Consider the following 10,352-nt stretch of genomic DNA (forward strand, 5'->3'; position numbering starts at 1 on the left):
CACACAGGCCGCCCATGTCACTCGGTGGTGTGGTCCTGCCGGGCCCCGCGCCAGCCCGTGGTGGGCAGGGCGAACTTCGCCACGAGACGGTCGGTGAAGGAGGCATGGTGCAGCCGGGCCAGGCGGACCGGGACGGCCCCGCGCCGGACCTCGACCCGGGCGCCGGGGGGCAGCTCGATGGTGCGGCGGCCGTCGCACCACAGCACGCCCGGCGGCACGTGCGGCAGCACCTCCACGGCGAGCACCGAGTCCGGCGAGGTGACCAGCGGCTTGGCGAACAGCGCGTGGGCGCTGATCGGCACCATGAGCAGCGCCTCCACCTCGGGCCACACCACGGGGCCGCCGGCGGAGAACGCGTACGCGGTGGACCCGGTGGGCGTGGAGAGCACGATGCCGTCGCAGCCGAAGGCGGTGACCGGGCGGCCGTCGATCTCCAGGACCACTTCGAGCATCTTCTCGGCGGAGACCTTCTGGACGGCGGCCTCGTTCAGCGCCCAGTCGGTGTGCACGATGTCACCGTTGCGGTGCACGACCACGTCGATGGTCATGCGTTCCTCGACCTCGTAGGAGCGGGCCACCACCCGGTCCACGACCCGGTCCAGGTCGTCCCGCTCGGCCTCGGCGAGGAAGCCGACGCTGCCGAGGTTCACGCCGAGCATCGGCACCCCGGAGGCGCGGGAGAACTCGGCGCCGCGCAGCAGGGTGCCGTCACCGCCGAGGACGATCAGCAGCTCGCAGCCGTCCAGGGAGTGCGGTGCCGCCTCCGTGACGAGTTCGACCTCGCCCGGCAGCGGCAGATCGCGCGCCTCCTCCTCCAGCACCCGCACGCCTATCCCGTGCGAGAGCAGGCCCTTCACCACGAGTTCCGCGCTGCGGATCGCAGCCGGACGCCCGGTGTGGGCGAGCAGGAAAACAGTTCGCGCTCGGTTCTGTGTCAACGCGGCCCCTCCGCCACTGCACGATCGACGTCGGCCGGGTCCAGTTCGGGTGCACCGGACTTCAGCCAGAGAAAGTACTCGACATTGCCCGAGGGGCCCGGCAGCGGACTCGCGGTCACTCCTCGCACCCCGAGCCCCAGCTCCCAGGCCTTCTCGGCCACCCCGCGCACGGCCTCCGCCCGCAGCTGCGGACTCCGTACGACACCCCCGCTGCCCAGCCGTTCCTTGCCCACTTCGAACTGCGGCTTGACCATCATCACCAGATCGGCGTCCGGCGTCACGCACCGCTTGAGGGCGGGCAGCACCAGACCCAGCGGAATGAAGGACAGATCGCCCACCACCAGGTCCACCGGCTTCCCGTCGATCGCCTCGAGCGTCAACTCGCGTACGTTCGTACGGTCCTTGACGGTGACGCGTTCATCGCTCTGCAAAGACCAGGCCAGCTGGCCGTAGCCGACGTCCACGGCGACGACGTGCGCGGCGCCCGCGCGCAGCAGGACGTCGGTGAAGCCGCCGGTGGAGGCGCCCGCGTCCAGCGCGCGGCGGCCCTCGACGACGAGCCCTTCGGGGACGAACGCGGCGAGGGCGCCCGCGAGCTTGTGGCCGCCCCGGGAGACGTACTCGGGGTCGGTGTCGTCGGACTGGACCACGATGGCCGCGGCGGTCTCGACCTGGGTGGCCGGCTTGGTCGCCACGGTCTTGCCCACGCTGACCCGCCCGGCGGCGATCAGCTGGCTCGCGTGCTCGCGCGAGCGCGCCAGCTTCCGGCGGACCAGCTCGGCGTCCAGACGGCGGCGTGCGACTCCAGCCACGTTCGGTTCAGCTCCTGACTTCTCACGGTGTTCCGGATCTAGCGGGCGTCGAGCGCGCTCAGCGCGTCGCGCAGCCCCGCGTGTACATCCTCGTACACCGCGAGGTGTCCGTCGGTCGTGAGGCGGTCGGCGTCGGCAAGGCGGGCCAGGCGGGCGTCCACGCCAGGGTCGCCGGTGGGGGTGCGGGGGACGTGCAGCGGGGCCGGGGCCTCCGGTTCGTACCCGGTGGCGTGCTCGGTGGTGCCCTGCGGCTCGGCGGCGGACTCGCTCATGCCCAGACGCTACCGCGAACGCCTGGGGTACCGTCGTGCGCGATGGCCACGATCGAGCAGTGCCGCGCCGCACTGGAGAAGCTTTCGGACAACATGCAGGGCTCCGAGGGCGACGTGCGCGCCGCCGCCGCCCTGGACCGCTCGGTGAGCTGTCACATCACCGACCTGGACGTCACCTTCGCCGGCCGCATGACGGGCGGCCGGATCGAGGTGGAGCGGACTCTGCCGGGTCCGCCGGGCGAGCGGGCGCAGATCCGGCTCGCCCTCGCGGGCGACGACCTGGTGTCCCTGGTGGACGGCGAGCTGAACTTCGCGACCGCCTGGGGCTCGGGCCGGGTACGCCTGGAGGCGAGCCTGCTGGATCTGTTCCGGCTGAGAAAGCTGCTGTGAAGACCGGCCCGGGGCTCAGGAGGCCGTAGCCGCCCCTGCCTCCGAGCGGGCCTTGCGCGCCGCCGGGACCACCAGCGGGGTGCCGGTCTCCGGGTCGTCGATGACCTGGCAGCGCAGCCCGAAGACCTTCTCGACCAGCTCGGCGGTGACGATGTCGCCGGGCGCCCCCTCCGCGATGACCTCGCCGCCGCGCAGGGCGATGAGGTGGGTGGCGTAGCGGGCGGCGTGGTTGAGGTCGTGCAGGACGGCGACCATGGTGCGGCCCTGGGTCTCGTGCAGCTCGGCGCACAGGTCGAGCACGTCGATCTGGTGCTGGATGTCGAGATAGGTGGTCGGCTCGTCCAGGAGCAGCAGCGGGGTCTGCTGGGCGAGCGCCATGGCGATCCAGACGCGCTGGCGCTGGCCGCCGGACAGCTCGTCGACGTACCGCTCGGCCAGCTCGGCGACGCCGGTGCGGGCCATGGAGTCGGCGACGACCTCCTCGTCCTCGGGGGACCACTGGCGCAGGATGCCCTGGTGCGGGTAGCGGCCCCGGGCCACGAGGTCGGCGACGGTGATGCCGTCGGGCGCGATGGAGGACTGGGGCAGCAGGCCGAGCGTGCGGGCGACCTTCTTGGCGGGCATCGACTGGATGACCTGGCCGTCGAGCAGCACCCGGCCTTCGGCGGGCTTCAGCATCCGCGAGAGCGCCCGCAGCAGCGTGGACTTGCCGCACGCGTTGGGGCCGACGATCACGGTGAAGGAGTTGTCCGGTATCTCCACCGACAGCTTCTCCGCGATGACGCGCTGCTCGTAGGCGAGGGTGACGTTCTCGGCGGACAGGCGGTTCACAGTGCTCCTAGAAGTGTTCGTCGTCGTGCCGTCCGGGTGCGGGGCGCCGCTCATATCCGGCCCGCCTTGCGCTCGGTGACCAGCAGCCACAGCAGATAGGCGCCGCCGAGGACGCCGGTGACCACGCCGACGGGCAGCTGGTCGGCGCCGAAGACGCGCTGCGAGAGCCAGTCGGCGATGACGAGCAGGGCGGCGCCCATGAAGAGGGAGGGCACCAGGTTGGGCCCGGGCGAGCGGGTCAGCCGCCGGGCGAGCTGCGGCGCGGTGAGCGCCACGAAGCCGACGGGTCCGGCGGCGGCGGTGGCCCCGGCGGTCAGCAGCACGGCCGAGACCATCAGCACGAGCCGCACCCGCTGCACGCGCACCCCGAGGGCGTACGACACGTCGTCGCCCATCTCCATCATCCGCAGGCCCCGTCCGTTGGCGAGGACCAGCGGGACGAGGACCGCGCACATGCCGAGCAGCGGCCAGACCTGGGACCAGTCCCGCCCGTCGAGCGAGCCGGTCATCCACACGACCGCGCGGGCGGCGTCCACGATGTCGGCCCGGGTGATCAGATAGCCGTTGACGGCGGTGAGGATCGCGGAGACGCCGATGCCGACCAGGACGAGCCGGTAGCCGTGCACGCCCTGCTTCCAGGCGAGCAGATAGATGGCGATGCCCGTGACCAGGCCGCCGATCAGCGCACCGACGGTCACGGCGGCGGCGCTGCCGGAGAAGAGCACGATCACCACGAGGGCGCCCGCGGTCGAGCCCTGGGAGAGGCCGAGCACGTCCGGGCTGCCCAGCGGGTTGCGCGAGATCGACTGGAACAGGGCGCCGCCCAGGCCCAGCGAGGCGCCCACCAGCAGGGCGACCAGCAGCCTCGGCAGCCGCAGCTCGTTGACGATGAAGTCCTGGTACGCGGTGCCGTTCCCGGTCAGGGTCCGCAGCACGTCGAGCGCGGGGATCTTCGCGTCGCCGGTGCCGATCAGCGCCACGCCCGCGGCGAGCATGGCCACGATCAGCAGCAGGACGACGAGCAGGGCGCGCGGGTCCAGGCGCAGGGAGAGCCCGCCGGGGGTGCGTACCGCACGGCTCCGGGAGTGAGTCTTCACAGCTGGACGGTCCTCCGGCGTCGTACGAGCATGATGAACAGCGGGCCGCCGATGATCGCGGTGACGATGCCCACCTGGAGTTCGGCGGGGCGCACGACGAGCCGCCCGATGATGTCCGCGCCGAGCAGCAGCACCGGCGAGAGCACGGCGGCGTACGGCAGGATCCAGCGCAGGTCGGGCCCGGTGAAGGAGCGCACGACGTGCGGGACCATCAGGCCGACGAACACGATCGGACCGCAGGCGGCGGTCGCGGCGCCGCACAGCACGGTCGCGGCCAGCATGGCCAGGCCGCGGGTGCGGTGCAGGTTGGCGCCGAGCGCGCGGGCGGTGTCGTCGCCCATCTCCATGGCGTTCAGCGGCCGGGCCAGCGCGAGCGCGAGGACCATGCCGGCCGCGAGGAACGGCAGCACCTGGACGATGGTCCCGTTGGTGGCCGCGTCCAGCGAGCCGACCGTCCAGAACCGCATCCGGCCAAGGGCCGTGTCGTCGGAGATCATCACGGCCTGGAGGTAGCCGTACAGCGCGGCGCTGATCGCCGTACCGGCCAGCGCGAGCCGCACCGGGGTGGCGCCCCGGCTGCCGCCGAGGAACCACACCAGGGCGCCGACCACGGCCGCACCGGCGAACGCGAACCACACATAGCCGGTCAGCGAGGTCACACCGAGGAAGGTGATGGCCGTGACGACGGCGGCGGAGGCACCCGCGTTGATGCCGAGCAGACCGGGGTCGGCCAGCGGATTGCGGGTGACCGCCTGGAGGACCGCGCCGGACAGGCCGAGCGCGGCCCCGGCCAGCAGGCCGAGCAGGGTCCGCGAGATCCGGGCGCCCACGACGGTGTCGCCGTACGTCCCCGTGTCGTGGAACAGGCCGTGCAGGACCTGGTCGGGAGAGAGCGCTTTCGCGCCGATGGCGATACTCGCCCCGGCGACGAACGCCAGGAGCACGACGGCGAGGAGGAGCCCGAGGGCCCGTACCGCGCGTCGCTTCGGGGGCGCGGGGGTGATTTCCGCGCGCGGTTCCGGAGGACTCTCGACCAACACGAGGTTAGGTTAGCCTATCCTCCAATGTGATCAAGTGACCGGTACGGGCCCCGGGCCCGGGACATATGCCGTGGTCAGAGCCCGAGCCGGGCCAGCGCCTTGCCCCCGTCCAGGGCGCACGCGCCGTCACCGGCCGCCGCCCAGGCCGCCGCGCACAGCGCCCGCAGCCCGTCCAGCGGCTCGCCGTCACCGGTCAGCTCCAGCCGCTCGGCCCCGGCCGTCGCCGTCCAGCCACCGCAGCGGAACCCCTCGCCCGCCTCCGTGACCTCCGGCTGCCCGGTGAGCAGTCCGCGCAGATCGGCGTCCACATAGGTCGGCCGGTGCTGCGGCGGCGCGGCGAGCAGCTGGGCGCCGTCGGTGACACCGGTGAGCACGAGCAGCGAGTCGACCCCGCCGTTGAACGCGCCCTCGATGTCGGTGTCCAGCCGGTCCCCGACCACCAGGGGCCGCTCGGCGCCGGTGCGCAGGATCGTCTCCTTGTGCATCGGGGGCAGCGGCTTGCCCGCCACCTGCGGCTCGGCACCGGTCGCGATCCGGACGACCTCCACGGCCGCGCCGTTGCCCGGCGCGATGCCCCGCCCGCTCGGGATGGTCAGATCGGTGTTGGACGCGAACCACGGCACCCCGCGCGCCACCGCGTACGACGCCTCCGCGAACCGCCCCCACGTCAGATCGGGTCCGCCGTAGCCCTGCACGACGGCCGCCGGGTCGTCGTCCGCCGACTCCACCGGCGTAAGACCGCGCTCGCGCAGCGCCACCCGCAGCCCCTCACCCCCGATGACCAGCACCTTCGCCCCGGCAGGCACCTGCTCGCTGATCAGCCGCGCCACCGCCTGCGCGGAGGTGATCACATCGCCGGCCTCCGTCGGTATGCCCAGCTCGGTGAGGTGCCCGGCGACCGTGTCCGGGGTGCGCAGCGCGTTGTTGGTGACGTACGCGAGGTGCATACCACCAACGCGCGCGACCGCGAGCGAGTCCACGGCGTGCGCGATGGCCTCGCCGCCCGCGTACACCACCCCGTCCAGATCGAGCAGCGCCGTGTCGTACGCCTCGCTCAGGGGCCGCCCACTGCCCTCGGGCCTCGTCCTGACGCTCTGGCTCATGCGGTATCGCTCCTCGTTCGACGCTCTTTCCCCCGATCATCCCCCACCGCCCCGGCACACGTACGATGCCGGGATGAACAACGCAGGTCACTCGGAAGCAACGGCGCCCCGGGGCCTGGAACTCACCCCGTTCCGCGGCCTTCGTTACGACCCCGAACGGGTCGGCAGCCTCGCCTCCGTCACCTCCCCGCCGTACGACGTGGTCGTACGCCCCGACGGCCTGCACCACCTCCAGGACGCCGACCCGCACAACATCGTCCGGCTGATCCTCCCGCAGGCCGAGACCCCCACCGTCCGCAACGGCCAGGCGGCCGGCACCCTGCACCGCTGGCTCTCCGAGGGCGTCCTGACCGCCGACGCCGAGCCCGCGCTGTACGTGTACGAACAGCGCGACGGCGACGGCCAGGTCCAGCGCGGCGTCATCGGCGCCCTGCGCGTCTCGGAACCGGAGGAGGGCGTAGTCCTCCCGCACGAGGACGTGATGCTCCCGGTGGTCGCCGATCGCGCGGCCCTGATGCGCGCCACCCGTGCCAACCTCGAACCCCTGCTGCTGACCTACCGCGGCAACGGCGCCACGGCCGAGGTCGTGGAGCGTACGGTCGCGCACGCGCCGCTGCTCGCCACCACCACCGAGGACGGCGTACGCCACCGCCTCTGGGCGGTCACCGACCCCGGTGACCTCACCCTCGTCCGCTCCGACCTGGCCGGACACCAGGCGCTCATCGCCGACGGCCACCACCGCTGGGCCACCTACCGGCTGCTCCGCGCGGAACACCCCTCGCCCAGCCCCTGGGACCACGGCCTGGTCCTGCTGGTCGACACCGTGCGCTATCCGCTGCGCGTGCGCGCGATCCACCGGCTGCTGCACGGACTGCCGGTGGCGGAGGCGCTGGCGGCGGTGCGGGACCTGTTCCGGGTACGGCGTCTGGAGCTGCCGCTGGCCGAGGCGCTGACAGAGCTGGCGGAGGCGGCGGCCGAGGGCAACGCCTTCCTGCTGGCCGGGGACGGCGCCTTCCATCTCCTGGACCGGCCGGACCCCGAGCTGCTGGCCCGCACGGTCCCGGCCGACCGCCCGGCCGCCTGGCGCTCCCTGGACGCGACCGTCCTGCACGCCACGCTCCTCGACCATGTGTGGCACATCCCCGAGGACTCCACCGCCCACATCGCCTACATCCACGACACCGCCGCCACCGTCGCGAAGGCCGAGCGCAGCGGCGCCACGGCCGTGCTGCTGCACCCGGTCCGCGAGGACGTCGTACGCGAGCTGGCCCGCCAGGGGGTGATGATGCCCCGGAAGTCGACGTCGTTCGGTCCGAAACCGGCGTCGGGGCTGGTGCTGCGGCTGCTGGACCTCTGACGTCCCGGCCGGGCGAACGACGGGGCGACCGGGCGACCGGCTCCGGACATGAGTGAGGGGCGGAACCCGGCCGGGTTCCGCCCCTCACTCATGTGCTGTGGTCACCGCGTGACGCGTCAGTCCTCGTCGGTCTTCCGCGCGGCGGGCTCGTCGTCCACGTCGTCGTCCGCGTCCTCGTCCTCGGCCTTGGCGGCCGGGGTCTCGGTGACGGTCTCCGTGACGGTGACGGTGGTGTCGCCCTCGGAGTCGGTCTCGTCCTCGTTGAGGGCGTCGACGAACTCCACGCCGTCCAGCTCGGCGAGCCGGTCGGAGGCGTCGGTGCTGCCGTCGCGGTCGGCCTCGACGGCCTTGGCGAACCACTCGCGCGCCTCGGTCTCCCGGCCGGCGGCCAGCAGGGCGTCGGCGTAGGCGTACCGCAGCCGGGCGGTCCAGGGCTGCACCGAGTTGGAGGCCAGCTCGGGGCTCTGGAGCGTCACGATCGCCGCGTCCAGCTGGTCCATGTCACGCCGGGCACCGGCCGCGACCAGCCGCATCTCGACCTGACCGGCCTTGTCCAGCTTCTGCACCTCGGGGGCACCGGCCATGTCCAGCGTCTTCTCCGGACGGCCCAGACCGCGCTCGCAGTCGGCCATCACGGGCCACAGATCCGTGTTGCCGGTCATCCGCCGCGCGGCCCGGAACTCGGCCAGGGCCTCGGAGTACTTCTGGTTGGCGTACGCCGCGAAACCGGCGGCCTCGCGGACGGCAGCGACACGGGAGGCAAGCCGCAGGGCCACCTTGGAGTAGCCGTAGGCACCCTCGGGGTCCTCGTCGATGAGCCGCGCGACCATCACCAGGTTGCGCGCGACGTCCTCGGCGAGCGTCTTCGGCAGGCTCTGCAGCTCCTGCCGCACGTCCTTGTCGACCTCGTCACCGGTGACGTCGTCCGGGATCGGCAGCCGCTTGATCGGCTCCCGGTCACGGTCGCGGTCGCGGTCCCGGTCGTCCCGGCCCCGGAAACCACCACGCCGGTCGTCCCCACCACGCCGGTCGTCCCGGCCTCGGAACCCACCACCGGCGGGCCGCCCACCACGGTCGTCCCGACGGGGCCCACGCGGCCGGTCACCCCGGTCGTCCCGACGGAACCCACCACGGTCGCCACCACGGTCATCGCGGCGGTCGTCCCGACGGTCGTCGCGGCGGAACCCGCCACGGTCGTCATCGCGACGCGGGTAGGACGGACGGTCGCCACCACGGTCGTCACGACCCCGGAAACCACCCCGGTTGTCGTCCCGACGGTCGTCACGGCGGAAACCGCCACGGTCGTCGTCACGACGGGGGTACGAGGGACGGTCGCCCCGGTCACCACGGTCGTCACGGCGGAAGCCGCCACGGTTGTCGTCCCGGCGGTCATCGCGACGGAACCCGCCACGGTCATCGTCACGACGCGGGTAGGACGGGCGGTCGCCCCGGTCGTCACGACGGAACCCACCACGGTCGCCACCCCGGTCATCGCGGCGGTCGTCACGGCGGAAACCGCCACGGTCGTCATCACGACGCGGGTACGACGGGCGGTCGCCACCACGGTCATCGCGACCCCGGAAACCACCCCGGTCATCGCGGCGGTCATCGCGACGGAAGCCACCACGGTCGTCATCACGACGCGGGTACGAGGGACGGTCACCGCCACGGTCGTCGCGGCGGAAACCGCCCCGCTCGCCACGGTTGTCGTCACGACGGGGGTAGGACGGGCGGTCGCCACCACGGTCGTCACGCCCCCGGAAACCACCACGGTTGTCGTCCCGACGGTCATCGCGACGGAACCCGCCACGGTCGTCGTCACGGCGCGGGTACGAGGGACGGTCACCGCCACGGTCGTCGCGGCGGAAACCGCCCCGCTCGCCACGGTTGTCGTCACGACGGGGGTACGACGGACGGTCGCCCCGGTCACCACGGTCGTCGCGGCGGAAGCCGCCCCGCTCGCCGCGGTCGCGGTCGTCACGGCGGCCGTAGCCACCTCGGTCGTCGTCGCGGCGGGGGTACGAGGGGCGGTCCCCTCGGTCGTTGCCGCCGCTACGGCGCGGGGCACCGCGGTAGCCGCCGCGTTCACCGCGGTCACCACTGTCCCGTCGCCGCTGGTCGCGCTCCGGTCGGTCGTCGGGAGAGTTGGTGGCCATCGGATGACTCCTGTCTTCAGGTACAACAAGCATTGTAAAAACAAAAGGACCCCTGGTCCCAGCTGAACGCTGGGACCAGGGGTCCTCCAAAGATTGTTCGGCGGCGTCCTACTCTCCCACAAGGTCCCCCTTGCAGTACCATCGGCGCTGTGAGGCTTAGCTTCCGGGTTCGGAATGTAACCGGGCGTTTCCCTCACGCTATGACCACCGAAACCCTAATGGTTTCGAGCGAACAAGCACACTTTTTATTTGTGAGTTCAGCTCTGAACCGGCAACTGTTCGTTGCCTCAGAACTTACACAGTGGACGCGAGCAACTGAGGACAAGCCCTCGGCCTATTAGTACCAGTCAACTCCA

Annotated in this window: 10 protein-coding genes, 1 rRNA gene and 1 pseudogene; 2 read left to right on the forward strand and 10 right to left on the reverse strand. The window is 72.4% G+C overall.

Annotated elements, in window-relative coordinates; genetic code table 11:
* Positions 1 to 17 precede the first annotated feature (17 nt).
* The 3 genes from B079_RS0128735 to B079_RS32900 are packed head-to-tail and all read right to left on the reverse strand — an operon-like array spanning position 18 to position 2,022.
* The gene (locus B079_RS0128735; protein WP_026249180.1) at positions 18 to 938 is read right to left on the reverse strand and encodes an NAD kinase; all 921 of its coding nucleotides are present in this window, start codon (positions 936 to 938) and stop codon (positions 18 to 20) included.
* The gene (locus B079_RS0128740; RefSeq protein WP_018549309.1) at positions 935 to 1,750 is read right to left on the reverse strand and encodes a TlyA family RNA methyltransferase; all 816 of its coding nucleotides are present in this window, start codon (positions 1,748 to 1,750) and stop codon (positions 935 to 937) included. Before B079_RS0128740 ends, B079_RS0128735 begins: the two co-directional genes overlap by 4 nt.
* Positions 1,751 to 1,788: 38 nt before the next feature.
* Complete coding sequence (locus tag B079_RS32900) at positions 1,789 to 2,022, reverse strand: hypothetical protein (protein ID WP_018549310.1); 234 nt, start codon at positions 2,020 to 2,022, stop codon at positions 1,789 to 1,791.
* A 42-nt stretch (positions 2,023 to 2,064) separates the two neighbouring features.
* Between B079_RS32900 and B079_RS0128750 the strand changes: the two genes are divergently transcribed.
* A complete protein-coding gene (locus tag B079_RS0128750) occupies positions 2,065 to 2,412 on the forward strand; it encodes a sterol-binding protein (protein ID WP_018549311.1) in 348 nt (115 codons plus the stop codon).
* Positions 2,413 to 2,427: 15 nt separating this feature from the next.
* On the opposite strand, the gene B079_RS0128755 is transcribed toward B079_RS0128750, so the two are convergent.
* The 4 genes from B079_RS0128755 to B079_RS0128770 all read right to left on the reverse strand — a co-directional run bounded on the left by B079_RS0128755 (position 2,428) and on the right by B079_RS0128770 (position 6,483).
* Positions 2,428 to 3,297 (reverse strand): ABC transporter ATP-binding protein, encoded by an 870-nt coding sequence (locus tag B079_RS0128755; RefSeq protein WP_078496116.1) that lies wholly within the window; start codon positions 3,295 to 3,297, stop codon positions 2,428 to 2,430.
* The gene (locus tag B079_RS0128760; RefSeq protein WP_018549313.1) at positions 3,294 to 4,340 is read right to left on the reverse strand and encodes a FecCD family ABC transporter permease; all 1,047 of its coding nucleotides are present in this window, start codon (positions 4,338 to 4,340) and stop codon (positions 3,294 to 3,296) included. Before B079_RS0128760 ends, B079_RS0128755 begins: the two co-directional genes overlap by 4 nt.
* Positions 4,337 to 5,380, reverse strand: a complete 1,044-nt coding sequence (locus B079_RS0128765) for a FecCD family ABC transporter permease (RefSeq protein WP_018549314.1) — start codon at positions 5,378 to 5,380, stop codon at positions 4,337 to 4,339. The genes B079_RS0128760 and B079_RS0128765 overlap by 4 nt, the downstream gene beginning before the upstream one ends.
* A 74-nt stretch (positions 5,381 to 5,454) precedes the next feature.
* A complete protein-coding gene (locus B079_RS0128770) occupies positions 5,455 to 6,483 on the reverse strand; it encodes an HAD hydrolase-like protein (protein WP_018549315.1) in 1,029 nt (342 codons plus the stop codon).
* Between the two features lie 73 nt (positions 6,484 to 6,556).
* On the opposite strand from B079_RS0128770, the gene B079_RS0128775 reads away from it, so the two are divergent.
* Entirely contained in the window at positions 6,557 to 7,840 is a 1,284-nt protein-coding gene (locus tag B079_RS0128775; protein WP_018549316.1) for a DUF1015 domain-containing protein, read from the forward strand.
* A gap of 116 nt (positions 7,841 to 7,956) precedes the next feature.
* Here B079_RS0128775 and B079_RS35620 read toward each other — a convergent pair whose 3' ends face one another.
* From B079_RS35620 to rrf, 3 genes and pseudogenes are all read right to left on the reverse strand, one after another.
* Positions 7,957 to 8,733 (reverse strand): tetratricopeptide repeat protein, encoded by a 777-nt coding sequence (locus B079_RS35620; protein ID WP_018549317.1) that lies wholly within the window; start codon positions 8,731 to 8,733, stop codon positions 7,957 to 7,959.
* 501 nt (positions 8,734 to 9,234) lie between these two features.
* Positions 9,235 to 10,029 (reverse strand): annotated as a pseudogene (locus tag B079_RS36645) (hypothetical protein); the annotation flags it as partial.
* Positions 10,030 to 10,091: 62 nt separating this feature from the next.
* A 5S ribosomal RNA gene (gene rrf, locus B079_RS0128790) occupies positions 10,092 to 10,208 on the reverse strand.
* Between the last annotated feature and the right edge of the window lie 144 nt (positions 10,209 to 10,352).

The sequence above is a fragment of the Streptomyces sp. LaPpAH-108 genome (assembly GCF_000373625.1).
Lineage (GTDB): Bacteria > Actinomycetota > Actinomycetes > Streptomycetales > Streptomycetaceae > Streptomyces.

Bases quoted from the DNA above. Each gene is read 5' to 3' on its own strand.
- B079_RS32900 (WP_018549310.1), bottom strand. From the start codon at position 2,022: ATGAGCGAGTCCGCCGCCGAGCCGCAGGGCACCACCGAGCACGCCACC.
- B079_RS0128750 (WP_018549311.1), top strand. From the start codon at position 2,065: ATGGCCACGATCGAGCAGTGCCGCGCCGCACTGGAGAAGCTTTCGGAC.
- B079_RS0128755 (WP_078496116.1), bottom strand. From the start codon at position 3,297: ATGAGCGGCGCCCCGCACCCGGACGGCACGACGACGAACACTTCTAGG.
- B079_RS0128770 (WP_018549315.1), bottom strand. From the start codon at position 6,483: ATGAGCCAGAGCGTCAGGACGAGGCCCGAGGGCAGTGGGCGGCCCCTG.
- B079_RS0128775 (WP_018549316.1), top strand. From the start codon at position 6,557: ATGAACAACGCAGGTCACTCGGAAGCAACGGCGCCCCGGGGCCTGGAA.